The 22,145-nt window shown below is 63.3% G+C and carries 22 protein-coding genes; 17 read left to right on the top strand and 5 right to left on the bottom strand.

Annotated features, from left to right (window positions below):
• Positions 1-229: 229 nt before the first annotated feature.
• Positions 230-448, top strand: coding sequence for a hypothetical protein (locus XH88_RS05570; RefSeq protein ID WP_271614417.1), 219 nt, complete (start codon positions 230-232; stop codon positions 446-448).
• Positions 449-568: 120 nt separating this feature from the next.
• Positions 569-1,627 carry a YeiH family protein gene (locus XH88_RS05565; protein ID WP_271614416.1) on the top strand — a complete coding sequence of 353 codons (1,059 nt, stop codon included), beginning with the start codon at positions 569-571 and terminating at the stop codon, positions 1,625-1,627.
• A gap of 139 nt (positions 1,628-1,766) precedes the next feature.
• Here XH88_RS05565 and XH88_RS05560 read toward each other — a convergent pair whose 3' ends face one another.
• The 5 genes from XH88_RS05560 to XH88_RS05540 form a co-directional block, all read right to left on the bottom strand.
• Complete coding sequence (locus XH88_RS05560) at positions 1,767-2,639, bottom strand: ABC transporter ATP-binding protein (protein ID WP_271614415.1); 873 nt, start codon at positions 2,637-2,639, stop codon at positions 1,767-1,769.
• A complete protein-coding gene (locus XH88_RS05555; protein ID WP_271614414.1) occupies positions 2,636-3,550 on the bottom strand; it encodes an ABC transporter permease in 915 nt (304 codons plus the stop codon). Before XH88_RS05555 ends, XH88_RS05560 begins: the two co-directional genes overlap by 4 nt.
• On the bottom strand, positions 3,547-4,968 hold the full coding sequence (locus tag XH88_RS05550; protein WP_271614413.1) for an ABC transporter substrate-binding protein: 1,422 nt from the start codon (positions 4,966-4,968) through the stop codon (positions 3,547-3,549). Before XH88_RS05550 ends, XH88_RS05555 begins: the two co-directional genes overlap by 4 nt.
• Before the next feature lie 181 nt (positions 4,969-5,149).
• The gene (locus XH88_RS05545; protein ID WP_271614412.1) at positions 5,150-5,923 is read right to left on the bottom strand and encodes a Crp/Fnr family transcriptional regulator; all 774 of its coding nucleotides are present in this window, start codon (positions 5,921-5,923) and stop codon (positions 5,150-5,152) included.
• A gap of 74 nt (positions 5,924-5,997) precedes the next feature.
• The gene (locus tag XH88_RS05540; protein WP_271614411.1) at positions 5,998-6,303 is read right to left on the bottom strand and encodes a gamma-butyrobetaine hydroxylase-like domain-containing protein; all 306 of its coding nucleotides are present in this window, start codon (positions 6,301-6,303) and stop codon (positions 5,998-6,000) included.
• A gap of 194 nt (positions 6,304-6,497) precedes the next feature.
• On the opposite strand from XH88_RS05540, the gene XH88_RS05535 reads away from it, so the two are divergent.
• The 15 genes from XH88_RS05535 to chvE all read left to right on the top strand — a co-directional run bounded on the left by XH88_RS05535 (position 6,498) and on the right by chvE (position 22,109).
• On the top strand, positions 6,498-7,271 hold the full coding sequence (locus XH88_RS05535; protein ID WP_271614410.1) for a ferredoxin--NADP reductase: 774 nt from the start codon (positions 6,498-6,500) through the stop codon (positions 7,269-7,271).
• Positions 7,272-7,374: 103 nt separating this feature from the next.
• Positions 7,375-9,117, top strand: a complete 1,743-nt coding sequence (locus XH88_RS05530; protein WP_271614409.1) for a fumarate reductase/succinate dehydrogenase flavoprotein subunit — start codon at positions 7,375-7,377, stop codon at positions 9,115-9,117.
• Between the two features lie 31 nt (positions 9,118-9,148).
• Entirely contained in the window at positions 9,149-9,382 is a 234-nt protein-coding gene (locus XH88_RS05525) for a 4Fe-4S dicluster domain-containing protein (RefSeq protein ID WP_271614408.1), read from the top strand.
• A 2-nt stretch (positions 9,383-9,384) separates the two neighbouring features.
• Positions 9,385-10,362 (top strand): HEAT repeat domain-containing protein, encoded by a 978-nt coding sequence (locus XH88_RS05520; protein WP_271614407.1) that lies wholly within the window; start codon positions 9,385-9,387, stop codon positions 10,360-10,362.
• A 114-nt stretch (positions 10,363-10,476) separates the two neighbouring features.
• Positions 10,477-11,649, top strand: a complete 1,173-nt coding sequence (locus XH88_RS05515) for a fumarylacetoacetate hydrolase family protein (protein WP_271614406.1) — start codon at positions 10,477-10,479, stop codon at positions 11,647-11,649.
• A gap of 251 nt (positions 11,650-11,900) precedes the next feature.
• Positions 11,901-12,593: a hypothetical protein gene (locus XH88_RS05510; protein WP_271614405.1), complete on the top strand. Its 693-nt coding sequence runs from the start codon at positions 11,901-11,903 to the stop codon at positions 12,591-12,593.
• 112 nt (positions 12,594-12,705) lie between these two features.
• Entirely contained in the window at positions 12,706-13,671 is a 966-nt protein-coding gene (gene ytfQ / locus XH88_RS05505; protein WP_271614404.1) for a galactofuranose ABC transporter, galactofuranose-binding protein YtfQ, read from the top strand.
• 118 nt (positions 13,672-13,789) lie between these two features.
• Positions 13,790-15,334, top strand: coding sequence for a sugar ABC transporter ATP-binding protein (locus XH88_RS05500; protein WP_271614403.1), 1,545 nt, complete (start codon positions 13,790-13,792; stop codon positions 15,332-15,334).
• Positions 15,331-16,323, top strand: coding sequence for an ABC transporter permease (locus XH88_RS05495; RefSeq protein ID WP_271614402.1), 993 nt, complete (start codon positions 15,331-15,333; stop codon positions 16,321-16,323). Before XH88_RS05500 ends, XH88_RS05495 begins: the two co-directional genes overlap by 4 nt.
• Positions 16,320-17,300 (top strand): galactofuranose ABC transporter, permease protein YjfF, encoded by a 981-nt coding sequence (yjfF, locus tag XH88_RS05490; protein ID WP_271614401.1) that lies wholly within the window; start codon positions 16,320-16,322, stop codon positions 17,298-17,300. Before XH88_RS05495 ends, yjfF begins: the two co-directional genes overlap by 4 nt.
• Positions 17,297-18,067, top strand: coding sequence for a FadR/GntR family transcriptional regulator (locus XH88_RS05485; protein WP_271614400.1), 771 nt, complete (start codon positions 17,297-17,299; stop codon positions 18,065-18,067). Before yjfF ends, XH88_RS05485 begins: the two co-directional genes overlap by 4 nt.
• A gap of 4 nt (positions 18,068-18,071) precedes the next feature.
• Positions 18,072-18,998: a Gfo/Idh/MocA family protein gene (locus XH88_RS05480; protein ID WP_271614399.1), complete on the top strand. Its 927-nt coding sequence runs from the start codon at positions 18,072-18,074 to the stop codon at positions 18,996-18,998.
• 2 nt (positions 18,999-19,000) lie between these two features.
• Positions 19,001-20,071, top strand: coding sequence for an aldose epimerase family protein (locus tag XH88_RS05475; protein ID WP_271614398.1), 1,071 nt, complete (start codon positions 19,001-19,003; stop codon positions 20,069-20,071).
• Positions 20,071-20,949, top strand: a complete 879-nt coding sequence (locus tag XH88_RS05470) for an SMP-30/gluconolactonase/LRE family protein (RefSeq protein WP_271614439.1) — start codon at positions 20,071-20,073, stop codon at positions 20,947-20,949. Before XH88_RS05475 ends, XH88_RS05470 begins: the two co-directional genes overlap by 1 nt.
• Positions 20,950-21,035: 86 nt before the next feature.
• Positions 21,036-22,109 (top strand): multiple monosaccharide ABC transporter substrate-binding protein, encoded by a 1,074-nt coding sequence (gene chvE / locus XH88_RS05465; RefSeq protein ID WP_271614397.1) that lies wholly within the window; start codon positions 21,036-21,038, stop codon positions 22,107-22,109.
• Positions 22,110-22,145: the final 36 nt, after the last annotated feature.

Here is a 22,145-nt window from a genome sequence, read left to right as displayed (position 1 = left end):
CCAGGCGGACGAGCGAAGGGCTTGCGCCCGGGCACGGTAGTCGACGAGCCCCGGGTCGTCTACGCGGGGATCTCCGGTGCCGGAATAGGGCGGAAGAAGAAAACCATCGCCTCTGGGCCGTCTCACGGAAGGAGTTTTCCCTCCGAAGGGCAAAAACGCCAATCGCTTCCATTGCCGTTTGGGTCCGAAACGACGACATTCCCGATCAGGATTTGATGGATTCACGGCCATGGAACGCACTGGATTTGAGCCCTTCGGCGAGCAGCTGGTGTCCGCAACGGACGCCCAGCCGCGGTCGCGTGCGTCCAAGCTCCTGCTTCGGGCCGGCACCGGCCTGTTCTGGTCGCTGGTCGCCGCCATCGTGCTGGCACGCGCCGCGTTCTTCGAGCCGGGCGTCTATGACAGCTTCAGCCACGTGGCCTCGCTCGCCAAGAACCTGTTGTTCTAAGATCAACCTGGCGGATTATTCCGCGCCGAGGATCAAACTTCCCTCGGCCCTGATATGTCGAAAACTTATTCCCCAACCGAATAGTGCTGCGTATAAATCTTTCTCCTCAGGGAGAGATTTGTGTCGCAGAATCAAGCATCCAGCCCGGCCGCCGCCAAGCCCGCCACCGCTGCCAGCCGCGTCCTCGCGCTGATTCCCGGCATCCTTCTCTGTACGGCGGTCGCCGGTGTCTCGGCCCTGCTGGAACGGGCCGAACTCGGAATCTTTGAGCATCCCTATATCGAGGCGCTGGTGATGGCGATCCTGCTGGGGATGGCCGTGCGCACCTTCTGGAGGCCGGCGCCGCGCTGGCAGGCCGGCATCGCTTTCAGCGCCAAGCAGCTCCTTGAGGTTGCGGTCATGCTGCTCGGCGCCTCCATCAGCTTTGCCGCCATCGCGGCCTCGGGCATTGCACTGCTGGCTTCGATTGCGGCGGTGGTTGTTGTCGCGCTCTGCGTCTCCTTCGGCCTCAGCCGAATGCTTGGGCTGTCGACCCGGTTGTCGATCCTGATCGCCTGTGGCAACTCGATCTGCGGCAATTCGGCGATCGCGGCGGTGGCGCCGATCATCGGCGCCAACAGCGACGAGATCGCTTCCTCGATCTCCTTCACTGCGATCCTCGGCGTGATGATGGTGCTGGGCCTGCCGCTGCTGATCCCGCTGCTGCAACTGACGGCGACGCAATACGGCATCCTCGCAGGCCTGACCGTTTATGCCGTGCCTCAGGTGCTGGCGGCGACGGTGCCGGCAGGCCTGATTTCCACGCAGATCGGCACGCTGGTCAAGCTGATGCGCGTCTTGATGCTCGGGCCCGTCGTCGTCGGCCTGTCCCTCGTCGCTGCACGTTGGCAGGCCGACGCCAAGAAGACCAACATCGGCTTCTTCCGCCTGGTGCCCTGGTTTATCCTCGGCTTTCTCGCGCTGGCGACATTGCGCTCGCTCGAGATTGTGCCGGCTACCGTGGTCGGACCGGTGACGAAGATCACGACTTTCCTTACGGTGGTCTCGATGGCCGCGCTTGGTCTTGGCGTCGACGTGCGCGTGCTCGCGAACGTGGGGGGCAGGGTGACAGCGGCGGTGACGCTGTCCCTGATGTTGCTGCTCGGCATCAGCATTGCGCTGGTGCACTGGTTCAAGTGAGGAACGGCGCGCGCGCGATCGTAGGAGGCACATGGCGGGAAGCGCCGTGCCCGCCATCTGGTAAAATATTCTGAGATGAAGAATGGTGGGCACGCTTGCGCTTTGCCCACGCTATGAGACGGTCATCACCGTGTACTAGTCAGATCACATCCGCCAGCGAATGGCCATGCAGCTCGATATTCAGCCCCTGCATGCCCATGTCGTTGATCTCGCCGCCCATCGCTTTGAGGCTTTCCTCGCGGATCAGCGACATCAGCCCACGGCGCAGCGCCAGGAATTCCGACGACATCATCATCGACTGCTGCCGCGGCCGCTCAAGGGGAATCGGAATCTCCGCCTTGATCGAGCCGGGGCGGGCGGTCATGCAGTAGACGCGGTCGGAGAGGAAGATCGCTTCATCAATGTCGTGGGTGACGAACAGCACCGAGATCTTCAGCCGCTGCCACATGTTGGTGAGGATCTGCTGCATGATGACCCGCGTTTGCGCGTCGAGCGCCCCGAAGGGCTCGTCGAGCAGCAATACCTTTGGTCCGGTCGCCAGCGCGCGGACGATGCCAACGCGCTGCTTCATGCCGCCGGAGAGCTTTTCCGGATAGTGCTTCTCGAACGCTTCGAGTCCAGCGAGTCCGAGCAGCGTGCGCGCGGCGCGCTCGCGCTGCGAACGCGGCATGCCGCGCATTTTCAGGCCGAACTCCACATTCTCCCGCACCGTTTTCCAGGGAAACAGCGAATATTGCTGGAACACCATGCCGCGTTCGGCGCTGGGCCCGTTCACGCGCTCGCCGTCGACGGTGACGATGCCCGTCGTGGGTTTGAGGAAGCCCGCGACTGCGTTGAGCAGCGTCGACTTCCCACAGCCGGAGGGGCCGACGATTGAGACGAACTCGCCGGGGTTCACATGGATCTGGGTATCGGTGACGGCCTGAACCGGACCCTCGATACTGTCATAGCTGAGGGAGAAGTTCGTGACCTCGATATGGCCTTTTGGCTCGCTCGCCAGGGTCTCACTCATCTCGTCGACCTCCACGGCATCACCAGATGTCCTGCGCCTCTGATCAGCAGGCTCGATCCGAGGCCAAGCACGCCGATCGCGATCATGCCGAGCGCGATGTCGGCATACTGGACCAGCGAATAGGCTTCCCAGGTGAAATAGCCGATGCCGTATTGGCCCGAGATCATCTCGGCGGCGATCAGTGAGACCCAGGCAACACCCATGCCCACCGTGAGGCCGGTGAAGATGTGCGGCAGCGAGGCGGGAAAGTAGACCTCCCGGAAGATCGAGCGTTCGCGCGCGCCAAGACACTGCGCGGCGCGCACCAGCACGGGATCGACCAGCGACATGCCGTGCAGCGTGTTGACCAGGATCGGGAAGAACGATCCGAGAAAGGTGATGAAGACGATGCTCTGCTCGTTGGTCGGCCAAAGCATGATCGCCATCGGCACCCAGGCGATCGCGGGGATCGGCCGCAGCACTTCAGCGACCGGGAAGACGACCTCGTGCACCAGCTTGAAGCGTCCCATGATCAGGCCGAGCGGCACGCCGACCACGGCCGCGAGCGAGAAGCCGATGAAGATGCGCCGGCAGCTCAGCACGATATGCATCAGAAAGTGAGGGTCGTGAATCGCCTTGGTGAAGCTCGCATAGACTGCGAGCGGCGCCGGCACGTTGACGAAGCGCACAAAGAAGACGACCCGGTAGGTCGTGAGCAGGTGCCAGACCAGCAGGAATGCGAGCAGCGAAGTCACGCCGATCGCGGTGGCGCGCAGTCGTCCCTGGTTTAGTCGATACCAGCGTAGCGCGAGCGTACCGAATGAAGATGGTGTTGCGGGCGATGTGACAGTGGGCGCGCGGACCGCCTCCGGAAGTGCTGCTGTTGCCGGCATGTTGTCCTCGGGGTGTCTGACGAGGGCGGGACTGCTCACGTCTTGCCTCCGCCGACGGCGGCCTTCACCGCGTCGTCGAAGCCGAGCACCTTCCCGCCGATCTTGGCGGCATAGGCCTCCGCGTCCTTCTTGAGCAGGAACGGCGCGACGTCGCCGTTGCCGACCGCGAAGAAGGCCTGGTCGGCGAACAGCTTGATGCCGCGCGTGGTATCGAAGACATAGGCGACGTCGATCTTCTTGCCCTTGGCCTTGAAGTCGGCGTAGGCTCCGAGCGTGCAGGCGGCGGACGAGAACGGCATGATGCCGGCATCGTTGACCCAGACCTCGCCGGCTTTGCGCGGGTCAGTGATCGGCTTCTTGCAGAACGAGTCCTGGCCGGAAATCTCGTAGTTCTTGGTGCTCGCAAGCTGCGCGTCATAGTCGAGCTTCATCTCGGCAAAGGCCTTGCGGACATACCTGTCGTCGACCCACTTCTTCGGATCGAACTCTTTCATGCGGCCGAGATTCTGCAGCACCTTGACTTCGGCTGTCGCGGCATCGACCAACGCCGGCTTGACGGTGGGATCGGTGGTCATGTTGCCGCCGGGGCCGAGGTAGATGTAGACGACCTCCTTGTTGATTCCGGTCCATTCCTGAATCTTTTCGGCCGCGAGCTTGGGATCGTCGCGCAGCCATTGGTTGGCGGCGATCAACGCCTTGAAGTAGGCGACGACGACTTCAGGATATTTTTCGGCGAAATCGGTGCGGACGACGATGCCGTGGAAGGTCGGCAGATTCGTCTCGACGCCATCGAAGATCTTTCGAGCGAAACCGCGGAACGGCAGTAACTCGGCGAAGGGAACGAAGTCGGCATGGGCGTCGATCTTCTTCTCCTGGAGATTGGTCGAACCGACTTCCGGGCTCTGGCTGACGAGCTGGAAGAAGTCGGTCGCGTAGCCGCGATCCTGCATCGCCTTCAGCACCATGCCGTGCGCGGCGGAGCCGAAGGGCACACTGACGAGCTTGCCCTTGAGATCGGCGAGATCGTAGTAGGGCGAATCCTTATGAACGACGATGCCGTTGCCGGAGCCTTCGAGGCTGTAGGCAGCGATGCCGATCAGCCGGCTCTTGCTCTCGGGATTGCTCTCGAAGGTGAAGCCGTTCACGATCAGCGGGTAGTCGCCCATCATGCCGATCTGCAGCTTGTTCGCCATCATCGCGTTGGTGACGGGCGGACCCGACGTAAAGTTCTGCCATTCCAGCTCGAACTTGATGTTGGCGTACTTGCCTGACGTCGGCAGGTATCTTTCGAGAAGATGAAGCTGGCGGATGACGATGCCCGCGGTCACCGTGTTGGTCGTGGTATCCTGCGTCCCGATGCCGAGCGTGACGGTTTCCGCCGAGGCCGGCTGCGCAGCTAGAAGTGCCAGCGATGTCACCGACATCGCGATCGAGAGCGTGGGAAGATGGCGGGCCATTCTCATCCTCATTCAGTTGGATGTGCTGTGGTTGCCATGATTGGAGGAGGGGTCGGACAGGGCAAATCCGGAATGACCGCCGCAGTCGATTAGTTGCCGCGAAAAGTTGATTGCATACTCCTTGGGCAGTCCTGCACTATAAAACCGCTTGTCTATGCACGGGCCTTGCTCGCGAATTCCCTCAGTCGGAGGCGTGGCCGCGCATTTCCTCCAGCACGTCGGTTCGGCAGATCACGATCTGCGAGCGCTTGGTCAGGACGATTCCCTTCTCTTGCATCCGCTTCAAACTGATCGTGACCCATTGCCTGGTGGCGCCGACCATGTGGGCGATGTCGGCATGGGTGAAAGCGGCCGCGATGACGCGGCCGTCGGCGTCCTCGACGCCGTAGAGCTCGACGAGATGCAAGAGCAGATGCGCGAGGCGCTGCGTGATCGAACGCGTTCCCAGCATTTGCGCGAGGGCCGAATAGCACTTCCCTTTGAAGGTCAAGCCTTCAATCAAGCCGATCGCCAGATTCGGGATCTTTGCGGCAAGGGACCGCAGCTCCTTTCCAGGCAGGTGCACAACGCTGCAATTGCTGGATGCGACGCCGGACCATTGATGCACGGTGCCCTCGAACACTTCGGGCCCGCCGACGAAATTGCCGACATGCCAGTAAGCCAGTGTGATCTCGCGCCCGAGCGGGGAGGTGTAGAACACGCGGATTCGGCCGCTTTCAATCAACCAGATGCCGTCGTGCCTGCCGCCCTGGCTGAACAGCGTCTGGCCGCGGTTGAGCACCTTCCGCCGGCCCTGCTTCAGCACCAGTTCCCGCTCGCGCGGGTTAAGCTTGTCCATCAACGGCGGTGGTCCGCCGATCCACTGCCGGTTCTCCGTGAGCAGCAGCGAGGAACTGCCCGCAGGCCGGACCGCCGGCGGAACAGTCCCGCGAACCACACCCGCCGCCTGCAACATCCTCTGCCTCCGGAACGTTCAAACCGTTCTAAAGAAGAGCAATGTCCGTGCCAGATGCGTGGGCAAGCGGGCGCTTACCGCCCCGCCAGGCTCAGCAGATAGGGTTTCGGGTAGATGCCCCTTTTGTGCCCGTCCGAAAACGAGATGTTCAGCCCATAGCCGAGATCGCCGATCTCGGTGATGGCGATGCCGGGAAACCTTTCGGGGAAGCGGCCGTCGAAGCGGGCGCGAGTACAGTGGGCGCATTTGCAGGAGAGGCGGAGTTTTTCGGCGGGAACGCTCAGCGCATTGTCCTGGGCAGTGCGCACGAGGAGCGCGGCGAGATCGGCGCTCGCTTCATAGCCGGCCACGGTCGGTGCAACCAATGCAGTCATGGTCATGACGAACCTCCGGCTTCTGTCTATGTCGTCGCGGGCGTACGGGAATAGCAACTAATTGCCGCCGCGGGCATGACCGCGTGCCTTCCGTTCGATTGGCGCCCGCGAAATGTGAAACTAATCGACCAGGAAATTCACTTCCGAATTGCCGGACTCCCCGCTCTCCGTGACCTTGGCGTCATCGAGAAGGAGAGATAATGAGCGCATTTCAGAAGGAAACGGTTCTGTCGGTCCGGCATTGGACCGAGTCCCTGTTCAGCTTCACCGCGACGCGCGATCCCGGCTTTCGCTTCCAGAATGGTCAGTTCGCCATGATCGGGCTGGAGGTCGAGGGCAAGCCGTTGATGCGGGCCTACAGCATGGCCAGTGCCAATCACGAGGAAGCGCTCGAGTTCTTCTCGATCAAGGTGCAGGATGGCCCGCTGACTTCGCGCCTGCAGAAGATCGGGGAAGGCGACATCATCCTGGTCGGCCGCAAGGCTACGGGTACGCTCATCACCGGCAATCTCATTCCCGGCAGGCGTCTGCTGCTGCTCTCGACCGGCACGGGCCTTGCGCCCTTCGCCAGCCTGATCAAGGATCCGGACGTCTACGAAAACTACGAGACCATCGTGCTCGCCCATGGCTGTCGCCAGGTCCCCGAGCTCGCCTATGGCGAGCACGTCGTCGAGGGCCTGCGCAACCATGAGTTCTTCGGTCCCTTAATCCGCGACAAGCTCGTCTACTATCCCACCGTCACCCGCGAGCCGTTCCGCAACCGCGGTCGCATCACAGACCTGATTGCGTCCAATCAGCTGTTCGAGGATATCGGCCAGTCCGGCCTCGATATCGAGACCGACCGCATCATGCTCTGCGGCAGCCCGGCGATGCTCGAGGAGCTGCACGCGATGTTTTCCGATCGCGGCTTCGGCGAGGGCAACCACAGCCAGCCCGGCCATTTCGTGATCGAAAAGGCCTTTGTCGAGCGCTGAGCCGCAAATCGCGTCCCGGCGACAACTAATTGCTATCGCCGGCACGTCCCCTGAACAAATCTGATGCAACGGCGCCGGACACGCGGCGAACCAGGAGCAAGCGATGGCACCAGATCAAATCGTCGACGGACTTTCGGAGGTTTCCTGCGATGTGCTCGTCATAGGCGGCGGCACGGCCGGCCCGATGGCGGCGCTGAAGGCGAAGTTGAAGAATCCGAAGGCCAATGTCGTCCTGCTCGAAAAGGCCAACGTCAAGCGCTCCGGCGCGATCTCGATGGGCATGGACGGGCTGAACAACGCCGTCATACCCGGCTATGCGACGCCGGAGCAGTACACCAAGGAAATCACCATCGCCAATGACGGCATCGTCGATCAGAAGGCGGTCTATAAATACGCGCAGAACTGCTACTCGATCATCGAGGAGCTCGACAGTTTCGGCATCCGCTTCCTGAAGAACGAGAACGGCGACTATGCTGTCAAGAAGGTGCACCACATCGGCACCTATGTACTGCCGATGCCGAACGGCGAGACCGTGAAGAAGGCGCTCTATCGCCAGCTTCGCCGTGCCCGCATCCTGATCTCCAACCGCTACATGGCGACGCGGCTGCTGAAATCGTTGGACGGCCGCATCGCCGGCGCCATCTCCGTGAACACCCGCACGGCCGAGATCCTGGTGATCAAGGCCAAGGCCGTGATCCTCTGCATGGGCGCCGCCGGCCGGCTGGGTCTGCCGACGTCCGGTTACATGTTCGGCACCTACGAGAATGCCGCCAATTCCGGCGACGGCTACTCGATGGCCTATCACGCCGGTGCGGCGCTCGCGAACCTCGAATGCTACCAGATCAATCCGCTGATCAAGGACTATAACGGCCCGGCCTGCGCCTATGTTGCCGGTCCGTTCGGCGCCTTCACGGCCAACAACGAAGGCTCCCGGTTCATCGAATGCGATTACTGGTCTGGCCAGATGATGCTGGAGTTCTACAACGAGCTGCTGTCAGGCAAGGGTCCGGTGTTCCTGCAGCTCAAGCATCTCCATCCGGAGACCATCTCCGAAATCGAATCCACTCTGCACAAGGTCGAGCGGCCGACGCGCGGCCTGTTCCAGCAGGGGCGCGGCGTCGACTATCGTCGCGAGTCGATCGAGATGCACATTTCCGAGATCGGTTTCTGCTCCGGCCACAGCGCTTCGGGCGTGTTCGTCGATGACAATGCGCGCACCACCGTGCCCGGCCTCTACGCCGCCGGCGACATGGCGAGCGTGCCGCACAATTACATGCTCGGCGCCTTCACCAACGGCTCGGTCGCCGGCATCGACGCGATGGAATTCGCCGACAGCCACGATTTTGCGGATTTCGACGCCGCCGACGTCGCGATGGAGCGCGACCGCGTCATGGCGCCGACCAAGCGTGAGGACGGCATCCCGCCGAACCAGGTCGAGTACAAGACCCGTCGCCTCGTCAACGACTATCTCCAGCCGCCGAAGGTCACACGTAAATACGAACTCGGCATGCGCCGCCTCGCCGAGGTGCGCGAGGACATGCAGGAACGCATGATCGCGCGCAACGCGCACGAGCTGCTCCGCGCGCTGGAAGTACAGTCGATCATGGATTGCGCCGACATGGCCGTGCATGCCTCGCTCTATCGCGAGGAGAGCCGCTGGGGCCTCTATCACTGGCGCACCGATTTTCCGGAGAAGGACAACGAGAACTGGTTCTGCCACACGCTGCTGTCGAAGCGGGACGGCAGGATGACCAGCGAGAAGCGCGCGGTGGATCCTTACGTCGTGCCGATCGCAGACGACGAGAGGGACCTCTACGACAAACAGCGCATCCGCGCGACCGCCTGATCCACCAGAACATAGCAACAGGATACATCAAATGCCTCTCGCGTCCTATCAGACATCGGTTCCGGTGGTCGTCGACGACGCCAAATGCATTGCCGACAAGGGCTGCACCGTCTGCGTCGACGTCTGCCCTCTCGACGTGCTCCGCATCAGCGACATCAGCGGCAAGGCCTATATGGCCTATGACGAGTGCTGGTACTGCATGCCATGCGAGGCCGATTGCCCGACCGGCGCCGTCACCGTCAACATTCCCTATCTCTTGAGGTGAGCATGTCGAGCCCGTTCGAATCCTACGACGATCTCGAAGACGCCGATGAGCGGCTCCAGGCTGCCGATCCCGCCGAGCGCCGCGTCGCCATCATCGCGCTCGGCCATTCCGGTGATCCCGCAGCGGTGGCGCATCTCGCCAACATGGTCGCCGATCCCGATGCCGGCGTGCGCCAGCAGGTCGCTATGGCCCTCGGCGAGTTCGACGGGTCGGAAGCCGCAAACGCGCTGGTGAAGCTGCTGGTCGACCCCGAGAGAATTGTAGCTACGGCGGCGGCCGACAGCATGGCCGAGTTCAAGGATCCCGCCTGCGCCGAAATCATCCTGCCACTGGTCAAGCATGCCCATGCCTTCGTTCGCATGGGGTCGCTGCGGGCGTTGAAGGAATTGCGGTCCAAGGATACGCTGAAGCCGGCACTGGAAGCGCTCCAAGATTCGGATGCGGCCGTGCGGGTGCAGGCGATCGGCGTCATTGGCTTCCTCAAGCTGGAGGAATCCATTCCCGCGCTGACCGCATTGATCAACGATCCTGATGCCCATGTCCGCCGTGCCGCGGTGAGCGCGCTGGCGTTCTCGCAGATGAAGCCCGCTGCCGAGACGATCACGCGCGCGCTGAAGGACAGCGACTGGATGGTGCGCGAGATGGCCGCGGAAACGTTGGGGCTCAATGTCAACGGCGCGATCGCCGCGGACCAGCTCATCGCCTGCCTTGCGGACGAATTCTGGCAGGTGCGGCTGAAGGCGATCCGCAGCCTCGGTCGGATGAAGGTTGAGCGCGCGGTGCGCCCGATCGGCAATTGCGTCAATCACGACCAGGCCAACTTGCGAAAAGAGGCGGCCGCAGCCCTCGGCGAGATTGCCCATTCCGACGGCGAGGCGTTCCTGGCCGTGATCGCCGACGATCTCGATCCGGATGTCCGCAAGAACGCGCGCTGGGCGCTGCAGCAGATTGCAGCGCGAAAGGCGCGGGCAGGGGCATAGCAGCGGCGCATCCTGTCGCTCTGGACTTCCCCCGCCAGACGTTTATTGGTCTTCGCCAATGGGATCGGCGGCTTGCGAACGCGGCTGGTCCGAAAAACAGCGAGGACGCCGGCCATGACGACTTTGACGGTTCAGGACCTTCTCCCAGAGGATGGAACGAAGGGAACGCTGGTCGGTCGCGTCTGGCTGCCGCAGGCGAACGGTCCCGCCGTCGTCGCCGTTCGGGCTCAGGGCGTGTTCGACGTCACCGCAAGGTTTCCGACCGTCAGCGCGCTCTGCGAAGAGGACAATCCAGCCAAGGCACTTGGCGCGACCAGGGGCGAGCGCATCGGCGATCTCGAAACCATCGTCGCCAATACGGCGCCCGATGGGCGCGATCCGAGCAAGCCCTGGCTGCTCGCACCCGTCGACCTCCAGACCTTGAAGGCCGCCGGCGTCACCTTCGCGATCTCGATGCTGGAACGCGTCATCGAGGAGCGGGCCAAGGGCAATCCGGCCTCGGCCGAAGCGATCCGGAAAGAAGTCACGCGACTGATCGGCGACGATCTGTCGAAACTCAAGCCGGGCTCGGACCAGGCGATGCACCTGAAGCAGGTGCTGATCGACCAGAACGCCTGGAGCCAGTATCTCGAGGTCGGCATCGGGCCCGACGCCGAAGTCTTCACCAAGGCGCCGACGCTGTCCTCGGTCGGCACCGGCATGGATGCCGGCCTGCATCCGAAATCGACCTGGAACAATCCCGAGCCGGAATTGGTGCTGTTCGTCTCGAGCCGCGGCAAGATCGTCGGCGGCACGCTCGGCAATGACGTCAATTTGCGGGACTTCGAGGGCCGCTCGGCACTGCTGCTGTCGAAGGCCAAGGACAACAACGCATCCTGCGCGATTGGTCCGTTGCTGCGCCTGTTCGATGACACCTTCACGCTCGACGACGCGCGCAAGCTCGACATCAGCCTGAATGTGAAGGGGACGGACGGTTTCGTGCTCGACGGTCATTCCTCGATCAGCAAGATCAGCCGTGATCCGACCGATCTCGTCGCGCAGACCATCGGCAAGGTGCATCAATATCCTGATGGCTTCGTGCTGTTCCTCGGCACGATGTTCGCGCCGGTCAAGGATCGCGATGCGCCGGGGCAGGGCTTCACCCACAAGCGCGATGACATCGTCACCATCGCCGCGCCTCAGCTCGGCAAGCTCGTCAACCGCATGCGCACCAGCGACGAGTGCGAGCCCTGGACCTTCGGCATCGGTGCGTTGATGAAGAACCTCGCGCAACGGCAGCTGATCTAGCTTCTGCGATCGCAGCGGGCGATCGCGGAAACGAAATCTTTTGCGAACGGCGTCATGCCGGGGCCACCGCGCGAAGGGTACTTTCGTGCGGATGTCCGGACATTGCCGCGGCCGGCCCTGACTGGCCGGTAGATCAGCCGGCGGAAACGGCGCCATCCTTTGGATGGCCATGGCCGGGCTTTGCAACGCGAAAAACCCGCGCTCATGCCTGGAGCCATCGCTCGGGCAGCCGTCCGCGCGGAAGGCACGCAATGCGGCATTCAACTTTTCAAGAGAACGCAGCCTATGATTGCGCGACCCAGGGCTCGACTTCCTATTCGACGTCAATGAGTCAGTCGTTCTCGGCGAGTGGCGGCTTTTTCGGCGTGGACCCGACCGCGACGGTTGGTGCATCGGTAACGTTCGGGCTCAGCGTCACGCGCAGCATTCCCGATATCAGCATCAACAATCGAAGCATTTCCACTGATGGGCAGAACGCGTCCTGGACCCTTGCGGTGGCTTCGCAAGCTCTCGCTCAGCATGCCAGCATGGAATTCACGACCCAGATGTTGTTCCGTGTGCCTACCAGGCCAGGCGGGAATAAGCACGGGCTCAAGCTCGAATTCAACTGCGTCGCGTTCGACGATGACCACAATGGCACTGCGTATCATGACCGTACGCAGGATGCGATGCGTCCCAATCTCGGCAAGGTCGTGTTGCAGGATTGGGGCGATCGCGGCATGACGTGCATCGAGCCGCCGGCCATCGTGGCGAGGCAGGTGTGCCTCGGTGTGGCGCTCCGTCCCGCTTGCCCGTCGATCTGGTTCATCTCAATAACTCCGGTTCATCTCAATAACTCACGTTCATCTCTCCGTTGCATACGTAGAACACGATCGCGCTATGCGTGTTATCTCCGCCAGCTCCAGTTACACCATTCGTATTTGTCCAATAGTCAAATAATATGACTATACGGAACCATACTTCCATGAAATAGTGCCTCCCGCCGCCTGAGAGGCCGGCCTGAGGGTGCCGTGTTACCGATCGGCGCCCCCGATAACATCTTGGGAGACACGCCTGATGACCCCTAAAGCCCTGTTTGCGGCCAGCGCCACGGCCGCGTTACTGTTTGCGCTGCCGGCCAGTGCCGCCGAACTCACCATCGGCTTTTCGCAAATCGGATCGGAATCCGGTTGGCGCGCGGCTGAGACCTCGGTTTCCAAGCAGGAGGCCGCCAAGCGCAAGGTCAATCTCAAGATTGCCGACGCGCAGCAGAAGCAGGAGAACCAGATCAAGGCGATCCGCTCCTTCATCGCGCAGAATGTCGATGCGATCTTTCTGGCGCCCGTCGTCTCGACCGGTTGGGATTCCGTGCTGAAGGAAGCAAAGGAAGCCAAGATTCCGGTCGTGCTGCTCGACCGCGACATCGATCCGTCGGGGAAGGATCTCTATCTCACCGCCGTCACGTCGGACAGCGTGCACGAAGGCGAGGTCGCCGGCGATTGGCTGGCCAAGACCGTCGGCGACAAGGCATGCAACATCGTCGAATTGCAGGGCACGGTCGGCGCCAGCGTCGCCGCCAACCGCAAGAAGGGCTTTGACACCGCCATCGCCAAGCATGCCAACCTGAAGGTAGTGCGCAGCCAGACCGGTGACTTCACCCGCGCCAAGGGCAAGGAAGTGATGGAGAGCTTCATCAAGGCCGAAGGCGGCGGCAAGACGATCTGCGCGGTCTACGCCCACAACGACGACATGATGGTCGGTGCGATCCAGGCGATGAAGGAAGCCGGCCTCAAGCCGGGTAAGGATATCCTCACCGTTTCGATCGACGCGGTCCCCGATATCTTCAAGGCGATGGCCGCGGGCGAAGCCAATGCCACGGTGGAACTGACGCCGAACATGGCGGGCCCGGCGCTCGACGCCATCGCCGCGTTCAAGGAGAAGGGCACCGTTCCGCCGAAGTGGATTCAGACCGAATCCAAGCTCTATACCGCCGCTGATGATCCGCAGAAGATCTACGACAGCAAGAAGGGCCTCGGTTACTGAGGCGGGCGCTTTGCCGGACCACTTTCAGTGGTCCGGCGATTCCCCTTCGAATCCGCTGCGCGAACGAATAGGCTGGGTGTCCGCCGCATGAGCGGGCGCTGGTGGGAGTGACGTTGTCATGGAGAGCAGCCTCGATCCAGCTCCTTCCCTGTTGGAGGTGCGCGGGATCAGCAAGAGCTTCGGTGCGGTGCGCGCGTTGCAGGATGTCGACTTCGCGCTTCGCGCCGGCGAGATCCATGCGTTGCTCGGCGAGAACGGCGCCGGCAAATCCACGCTGATTAAGGTCGTCACCGGCGTGTTCCCGCGCGATGCCGGCATTGTCAGGCTCGGCGGCGAGGAGGTCGCGCCGCGTTCGGCCAAGGCGGCGCTCCAGGCCGGCATTGCTACCGTCTACCAGGAGGTCAATCTGTTGCCGAACCTGTCGGTGGCGCAGAATCTGTTTCTCGACCGCCAGCCGATGCGCTTCGGAATCGTGCGCGAAGGCGAGATGCGCCGCCGCGCCAAAACGCTGCTCACGGAGTTCGGTCTCGATCTCGACGTTGCTGCGCCGCTCGGCAATTATTCGGTAGCGATACAACATGTCACCGCAATCGCGCGCGCCGTCGATCTCTCCGCGCGCGTGCTAATTCTGGACGAGCCGACCGCGAGCCTCGACCGTCACGAGGTCGAGATCCTGTTCGGCGTCATGCGCCAGCTTGCCCGGCGCGGCATCGGCATCGTTTTCGTCAGCCATTTCCTCGACCAGGTTTACGAGATCTCCGACCGCATCACCGTGTTGCGCAACGGCCGCCTCGTCGGCGAGCGTGAGACCGCCTCGCTGCCACGGCTCGAGCTGATCCGGATGATGCTAGGCCGCGAGCTGGCGGAGACCACCAGCGCGCGAGCCGCGGCGAGCGAGCTCAAGGCGCGCGAGATCTGCGCCAGTTTCGAGAACTACGGCAAGGCCGGTTATATCGCCCCGTTCAATCTCGAGCTGCGTCATGGCGAGGTCGTCGGCCTCGCCGGCCTGCTCGGCTCGGGCCGCACCGAGACGGCGCGGCTGGTGTTCGGCGCCGAGCGCGCCGATGGCGGGCAGGCCAGGGTGGAGGGCGCATCCGTACGGCTCCAGTCGCCGCGCGACGGCGTGCGCCAGGGCTTTGGCTATTGCCCGGAAGAGCGCAAGACGGACGGCATCGTTGCCGAGCTCACAGTGCGCGAGAACATCGTTCTGGCACTTCAGGCCAAGCGCGGCCTGCACAGGCCGTTGTCGCGTCGCGAGCAGGACGAGATCGCGAACCGCTATGTCAAGATGCTCGACATCCGCCCGCCCGATCCCGAACGCCCGGTGGGCCTGCTCTCCGGCGGCAATCAGCAGAAAGTGCTGCTGGCGCGCTGGCTTGCAACTGCGCCGCGTCTTCTTGTGCTCGATGAGCCCACGCGCGGCATCGACGTCGGCGCGCATGCCGAGATCATCCGCCTGATCCGCGAGCTTTGCGATGACGGGCTGGCGTTGCTCGTGATCTCCTCGGAGCTCGATGAGATCGTGACTTATTCGGACCGGGTCGTGGTGTTGCGTGATCGTGCCCATGTCGAGGAGCTCACGGGCGAGGCGATCGATGTCGGCAACATTCTCGCGGCCATTGCCGCCGATAACGTCGCTGTTGCGCTTGAGGCCCACACATGACAGCGCTGTTGCCGCGCCGCGGCATTGCCCAGATCCTCGCGCTGATCGTCATCCTGGCGGTCGATCGCGTGGTGTCGCCGCAATTCTTCGACCTGCGCCTCCAGGATGGCCGGCTGTTCGGCAGCCTGATCGACGTGCTCAACCGCGGCACGCCGGTGGCGCTGCTCTCGCTTGGCATGGTGCTGGTGATCGCGACGCGCGGCATCGATCTCTCAGTGGGCGCGGTGATGGCGATCTGCGGCGCGATCGCCGCAAGCCTGGCCGACAGCCACAGCCTGCCGGTGGTGCTGGCGGCAGCGCTTGGCGCTGGCATCGTCTGCGGATTGTGGAACGGCTTCCTCGTTGCCGTGCTTGGTATGCAGCCGATCGTGGCGACGCTGATCCTGATGGTGGCGGGGCGCGGTATCGCCCAGCTCATCACCGAAGGGCGCATCGTGACCTTCACCTCGCCCGATCTGGTCTGGCTCGGCAACGGCGCCATTCTCGGCGTGCCGGTGCCTGTCGCGATTGCACTCGGCATGCTGATCCTGACAGGTGCGGTGGTGCGCGGCTCGGCGCTCGGGCTCCTGATTGAGGCAACCGGCGGCAATGCGCGGGCGAGCGAGCTGGCCGGCGTCGGCACGCGTGCGATGATCCTGGCGGTCTATGTCTGGTGCGGTGTTTGCGCTGCGCTCGCAGGTGTGATCGCCGCGGCCGACATCATGGGTGCTGATGCTAACAATGCCGGCCTCTGGCTCGAGCTCGACGCCATCCTTGCGGTGGTGATCGGCGGCACCTCGCTGTTCGGCGGTCGCTTCAGCCTTATCTTGGCTGTGCTTGGTGCGCTGATCATCCAGACCATGAACACCGGCATTTTACTTTCTGGCTATCCGCCGGAGTTCAACCTGCTGGTCAAGGCTGTAGTTGTGCTGGCCGTACTGCTATTGCAGTCGCCGAAACTGTCGGGCTTTGCCGGCATCATGGCGCGACTGCGGAGGACGAAATCATGAAAGGCCTGCCGCCCGTCCTGATCACGGCCATCGTTCTCGTCGCGGGCTTTGCGGCTTGCGCGGTGCAGTTTCCCAACATCGCTTCCACGCGCGTGGTGGGCAATCTCCTCACCGACAACGCTTTCCTCGGCATCGTCGCGACCGGGATGACCTTCGTCATCATCTCCGGCGGCATCGATCTGTCGGTCGGGTCGGTGATCGGCTTCACCACGGTGTTCGTCGCGCTCGCGATCGAGCACTGGGGCGTGCCGCCGCTGGTCGCCTTCGTCGCCATCCTCGCGCTCTCGGCGGTCTTTGGCGCCGCGATGGGCGCGATTATCCACGTTTTCGACCTGCCACCGTTCATTGTGACGCTGGCCGGCATGTTCCTCGCGCGCGGCGCGAGCTTCCTGCTCTCGACGGAATCGGTGCCGATCAGCGCGCCTGTTTATTCAACGGTGTCGGACTTCGCGCTGCGCATGCCCGGCGGCGGGCGGCTGACTGCGATCGCCATCGTCATGCTCGTCATCGTGGTCGGCGGCGCACTTCTGCTGCAGCTCACCCGGTTTGGTGCGAATGTCTATGCGCTCGGTGGTAACCGGGCGACCGCGAGCCTGATGGGCGTCGCCGTCGGCAAGATGACGGTGAAGATCTACATGCTTTCGAGCTTGCTCGCAGGGCTGGCCGGCATCGTGTTCTCTTTTTACACCAGCGCCGGCTATTCACTCTCTGCTGTCGGTGTCGAGCTCGATAGTATTGCTGCAGTCGTGATCGGCGGCACGCTGCTGACGGGCGGGCAGGGCTCTGTGATCGGCACGTTCCTCGGCGTGCTGATCCAGGGCATGATCCAGACCTACATCAATTTCGACGGCACGCTGTCGAGCTGGTGGACCAAGATTGCGACCGGAATCTTGCTGTTCGCTTTCATCGCCCTGCAGCAAGGACTGGTCGCGCTGGCGCGACGGCCGGCGGCGAAGCCTGGGGGAGCCGTGTCATGACCTCGCGCATCGTCGTCATCCCGACACGCCGGGCCCATTCCAACCATGCGGAAGTGGCCCGTTCGATCGGCGTTGACATCATCGCAGGCCGCTATGCCGAGGGGGCGCGGCTGCCGGGCGATGCCGAGCTGACCGCAATGTTCGGCGTGTCGCGGCCGGTGCTGCGCGAAAGTGTGAAGACGCTCGTCGCCAAGGGTCTGCTCACCACCAAAGCACGGGTCGGAACCGTCGTGCGCGAGCGCGGCGCCTGGAACATGTTCGACGCCGACGTCCTGGCCTGGCATCTCGATGCCGGCATCGACAAGCGTTTCCTCGACGACCTCGCCGAGATCCGGCTCGCCGTCGAGCCGCGAGCGGCGGCGCTGGCGGCCGCGCACCGGTCGGAGGAGGATGTCGCCGAGCTTCGCCGCACCATGGAGCGCATGCGGCTCGAGGCTTCCGATTCCGTCGGCTTTGCCGATGCCGATCTCGCGCTCCATGTTGCAGTGGCGCGAGCATCGGGTAATCTGTTCATGCGCTCGATCGGGCATGTGATCGAGGCCGCCTTGCGCGCCTCGTTCCTCCTCAGTGCCCCGGTCGATCCGGAGGACCGCGACACCGTGCTGCAGTGGCATCAAAAGATTGTCGATGCGATCGCAGCCGGCGATGCCGGGACGGCGTCGGAGGCGATGGTTTTCGTCATTCACAACGGCATGAGCCGCCACGAGGACACCGTGATCGAGACGGTCGCCGTCGAGGGGCTGCCGTCCGCGAAGAGTGGAGAGTAACGCCGTGACTGAATTTCGCATCGCCATCGTTGGCTTCGGCAAGATCGCGCGGGACCAGCATGTCGGCGCGATCGCAGCAGTGCCAGGTGCGATGCTCGCCGCGATTGCCAGCCGCAACGCGTCGCTGCCGGGCCTGCCGCATTTCGCAACCATCGAAGAGCTGTTGGAAAAGGGACCGCCGATCGATGCGGTGTCGCTCTGCACGCCGCCGCAGGTGCGTCGCGCCCAGGCTGCCGCGGCGCTCGCCGCCGGCAAACATGTCATGCTGGAGAAGCCCCCTGGCATCGGTGTCGCCGAGCTCGATCCGCTTGTCGCGATGGCAACGGATGCAAAGCGCACCCTGTTTGCGACCTGGCATTCGCGTCACGCGCCGGCGGTCGAGCCGGCCCGCGAGTGGCTCGCTACGCGCCGGATCAAGGCGGTGCACATCAACTGGAAGGAAGACGTCCGCGTCTGGCATCCCGGCCAAGCCTGGATTTGGGAACCCGGCGGGCTCGGCGTGTTCGATCCCGGCATCAACGCGCTCTCGATCCTGACGCGCATCCTGCCAAAGCCGGTGTTCGTCACCGCGGCTGAGCTCGCCTTTCCGGCCAATTGCCAGTCGCCGATTGCCGCCAACCTGACCTTGACCGATATCGACGGCCTGCCGGTGACGGCCGAATTTGACTTTCGCCAGACCGGACCCCAGAGCTGGGATATCGTTGCGGAAACGGATCAGGGCCGGATGACATTATCCCGCGGCGGCAGGATCATGGAGATCGACGGCAAGGTTGTTGCCGAGGCGCCCGATCACGAATATCGCGAGCTGTACCGGCACTTTGTCAAGCTCGCTGCGACCGGCGAGCGCGATGTCGACCTGGCGCCGCTTCGTCTCGTTGCGGACGCTTTCCTGCTCGGCAAGCGTAACATCGTCGAACCGTTCGTGGACTAGGCATGGCCGGCGCAACAAAAGACGTCTTCGGAACGCTGCCTGATGGACGCGATGTCGAGCGCATCGTGTTGCGCGGGGAAGGCGGGTTTGAGGCCCGCATCATCACCCATGGCGCGGTGATTCAGGCGCTGCTTGCGCCGGATGCCAAGGGCAGTTGCGATGACGTCGTGCTCGGCCATGACGGCTTTGCCGGCTATCTTGCCGAAAGAAAGTTCTTTGGCGCGACGGTCGGTCGGTATGCCAACCGCATCGCCAACGGGCAGTTCTCTCTTGATGGCGAGACCTTCCAGCTTGCCGTCAACAACGGCCCGAATGCGCTGCACGGCGGCCTCGACGGTTTCGACCGCAAGCTCTGGGACGTTGCCGAGATCGACAACGGCGCCAGCCCAGCGGTCACGCTGACCTATACCAGCCCGCATGGCGAGGAAAATTATCCCGGCAAGCTCGACGTGCGCCTGACCTATCGCGTCACCGGCCCGGCTGAGCTGTCGCTGATGATGGAGGCGCGGACCGACCGGCCGACCATCGTCAACCTCACGAACCACAGCTTCTTCAATCTGGAAGGTGCGACGTCAGGCTCATCGACGCTCGATCACAAGCTGATGGTTGCGGCTGAGCATTTCCTCGCCATCGACCCAACCGCGATTCCGCTGCCCGAGCCGCGGCGCAGCGTGGCCGGCACGCCATTCGACTTTCGCGAGGCTCGCGCCGTTGGTGCGCGCATCCGTGCGGGCGATCAGCAATTGCGCAACGGCAAGGGCTACGACCATACGTACTGTCTCGCGCGCGACGGCAGGCTCGCGCTCGCAGCCCGGCTGGAGGGGGCGCGTTCGGGCCGCATCATGGAGCTATTCACCGATCAGCCCGGCCTTCAGGTCTATTCCGGCAACTATCTCGACGGCACGATCTCCGGCAAGGGTGGCAAGCTGATCCGGCAGTCGGACGCCATCTGCCTCGAGCCGCACATCTGGCCGAACGCGCCGAATCGGCCGGACTTTCCGAGTCCGCGCCTCGATCCAGGCGGGATCTATCGCCATCACACCGTCTATCGCTTCGCAGTGAGGGCGCCATGATGGAAGAGGTACTGACCTCCGTTCTCTCCGCCGAGCACTGTCACCTCGGCGAGGGGCCGACCTATGACGCGACTACGGACACCGCATGGTGGTTCGACATTCGCGAAGGGCGCCTGTTCGAGGCGCATCTCGGCAGCGGCAGCATTCGCGTTCATGCGCTCGGCCGGATGGCCAGCGCGCTCGGGCGGATCGATGCCGGGCGCCAGCTCGTCGTCGCGGAAGATGGTTGTTACATCCGCACACTCGCCGATGGCGCCATGACGCTGTTCTGTCCCCTCGAGGCGGACAATCCCGCCACGCGCTCCAATGATTGCCGCGTGCATCAATCCGGCACGTTCTGGATCGGCACCATGGGACGAAAGGCCGAGCGGGGACTCGGAGCGATCTACGCGCTCCATCGCGGCAAGATATCGACGCTGTTTCCCGGCATCAGCATTCCCAATTCGATCTGCTTCTCGCCCGATGGCGCGATAGGCTATTTCGCCGACACCGCCCGCGCCGTGCTCTATGCGGTGCCTCTCAATCCAGCCACCGGCCTGCCGCGCGGCGAGCCCGAGGTGCTGCTGCGCCACACCGGCATCGGCGGGCTCGACGGTTCAGTGTGCGATGCCGACGGGCGGATCTGGAACGCCTGCTGGGGCGCCGGCCGGGTCGATGTCTATTCGCCGCAAGGCGAGCGCCTCCGCTCGCTGCGCGTCCCGGCCAAGCAGGCGAGTTGTCCGGCCTTCGTCGGCCCGGATTTGTCGCGCCTCCTTGTCACCTCTGCCTGGCAAGATATGGACGCTGAAGCGCGTGCCGCCGATCCGCAAGGAGGCTGCACCTTTCTGTTGGAGGCATCCGCACGCGGACGTGCGGAGCCCGATGTCAAGCTCGCATAGGAGATCCGAAGCCGACCTCTACCTCTACCTCGACCTCTGTACTCGACGACACGAAGAAACAGTCTGACACCCAAAGGGAGTGAAGCATGTTGAAATTGAAGACGACATTTCTTGCGATGGCGCTGGCCGGTGCCGCAACGATGGCCTCGGGCCTTACCGTCTCCGCGCAGGAGAAACCTACCGTGGGCATCGCGATGCCGACGAAATCCTCTGCGCGCTGGATCGACGATGGCAACAACATGGTCAAGGTGCTCAAGGAGCGCGGCTACAACACCGACCTGCAATATGCCGAGGATGACATTCCGAACCAGCTTTCGCAGGTCGAAAACATGGTGACCAAGGGCGCCAAGGTGCTGGTGATCGCCGCGATCGACGGCACCACGCTGTCCGACGTGCTCAAGCAGGCCAAGTCGAAGGGCGCCACCGTGATCGCCTATGACCGCCTGATCCGCGGCACGCCGAATGTCGACTATTACGCGACCTTCGACAATTTCCAGGTCGGCGTGCTCCAGGCGCAATCGATCGAGAAGGGGCTCGGCCTCAAGGAGGGCAAGGGTCCCTTCAACATCGAGCTGTTCGGCGGCTCGCCCGACGACAACAACGCCTACTTCTTCTACAACGGCGCGATGAGCGTACTGAAGCCCTACATCGACAGCGGCAAGCTCGTGGTCGCTTCGGGCCAGATGGGCATGGACAAGGTCGCCACCTTGCGCTGGGACGGTGCCACCGCGCAGGCCCGCATGGACAATTTGCTCAGCGCTTACTACGGCAACAAGAAGATCAGCGCCGTGCTGTCGCCCTATGACGGCATCTCGATCGGAATCATCTCCTCGCTGAAGGGCGTCGGCTACGGCAGCGCCGACCAGCCGATGCCGATCATCTCTGGCCAGGACGCCGAGGTCCCCTCGATCAAGGCGATGCTGCGCGGCGACCAGTACTCGACCATCTTCAAGGACACCCGCGATCTCGCCAAGGTGACCGCCGACATGGTCGATGCGGCGCTCGCCGGCAAGCAGGTTACGGTCAACGACACCAAGACTTATGAGAACGGCGTCAAGACCGTGCCGTCCTACCTCCTGAAGCCGGTCGTGGTGTACAAGGACAATTGGGAGAAGGTTCTGGTCGACAGCGGCTATTACAAGAAGTCGCAGTTCCAGTAAGACTGAGTGCTCGGTCATTCCGGGGGCGATGCGAAG

The sequence above is a fragment of the Bradyrhizobium sp. CCBAU 51627 genome (genome assembly GCF_028128765.1).
In the GTDB taxonomy this organism is placed as follows: Bacteria; Pseudomonadota; Alphaproteobacteria; order Rhizobiales; family Xanthobacteraceae; genus Bradyrhizobium.
Note: the sequence above shows the minus strand (reverse complement) of the source record. Positions and strands in the feature narration are given on the sequence as shown.

Excerpts from the sequence above, each read along its gene's own strand:
- XH88_RS05570 (WP_271614417.1), top strand. The coding sequence starts at position 230 with ATGGAACGCACTGGATTTGAGCCCTTCGGCGAGCAGCTGGTGTCCGCA.
- XH88_RS05560 (WP_271614415.1), bottom strand. The coding sequence starts at position 2,639 with ATGAGTGAGACCCTGGCGAGCGAGCCAAAAGGCCATATCGAGGTCACG.
- XH88_RS05550 (WP_271614413.1), bottom strand. The coding sequence starts at position 4,968 with ATGGCCCGCCATCTTCCCACGCTCTCGATCGCGATGTCGGTGACATCG.
- XH88_RS05545 (WP_271614412.1), bottom strand. The coding sequence starts at position 5,923 with ATGTTGCAGGCGGCGGGTGTGGTTCGCGGGACTGTTCCGCCGGCGGTC.
- XH88_RS05540 (WP_271614411.1), bottom strand. The coding sequence starts at position 6,303 with ATGACCATGACTGCATTGGTTGCACCGACCGTGGCCGGCTATGAAGCG.
- XH88_RS05535 (WP_271614410.1), top strand. The coding sequence starts at position 6,498 with ATGAGCGCATTTCAGAAGGAAACGGTTCTGTCGGTCCGGCATTGGACC.
- XH88_RS05530 (WP_271614409.1), top strand. The coding sequence starts at position 7,375 with ATGGCACCAGATCAAATCGTCGACGGACTTTCGGAGGTTTCCTGCGAT.
- XH88_RS05525 (WP_271614408.1), top strand. The coding sequence starts at position 9,149 with ATGCCTCTCGCGTCCTATCAGACATCGGTTCCGGTGGTCGTCGACGAC.
- XH88_RS05520 (WP_271614407.1), top strand. The coding sequence starts at position 9,385 with ATGTCGAGCCCGTTCGAATCCTACGACGATCTCGAAGACGCCGATGAG.
- XH88_RS05515 (WP_271614406.1), top strand. The coding sequence starts at position 10,477 with ATGACGACTTTGACGGTTCAGGACCTTCTCCCAGAGGATGGAACGAAG.
- XH88_RS05510 (WP_271614405.1), top strand. The coding sequence starts at position 11,901 with ATGCGGCATTCAACTTTTCAAGAGAACGCAGCCTATGATTGCGCGACC.
- ytfQ (WP_271614404.1), top strand. The coding sequence starts at position 12,706 with ATGACCCCTAAAGCCCTGTTTGCGGCCAGCGCCACGGCCGCGTTACTG.
- XH88_RS05500 (WP_271614403.1), top strand. The coding sequence starts at position 13,790 with ATGGAGAGCAGCCTCGATCCAGCTCCTTCCCTGTTGGAGGTGCGCGGG.
- XH88_RS05495 (WP_271614402.1), top strand. The coding sequence starts at position 15,331 with ATGACAGCGCTGTTGCCGCGCCGCGGCATTGCCCAGATCCTCGCGCTG.
- yjfF (WP_271614401.1), top strand. The coding sequence starts at position 16,320 with ATGAAAGGCCTGCCGCCCGTCCTGATCACGGCCATCGTTCTCGTCGCG.
- XH88_RS05485 (WP_271614400.1), top strand. The coding sequence starts at position 17,297 with ATGACCTCGCGCATCGTCGTCATCCCGACACGCCGGGCCCATTCCAAC.
- XH88_RS05475 (WP_271614398.1), top strand. The coding sequence starts at position 19,001 with ATGGCCGGCGCAACAAAAGACGTCTTCGGAACGCTGCCTGATGGACGC.
- XH88_RS05470 (WP_271614439.1), top strand. The coding sequence starts at position 20,071 with ATGGAAGAGGTACTGACCTCCGTTCTCTCCGCCGAGCACTGTCACCTC.
- chvE (WP_271614397.1), top strand. The coding sequence starts at position 21,036 with ATGTTGAAATTGAAGACGACATTTCTTGCGATGGCGCTGGCCGGTGCC.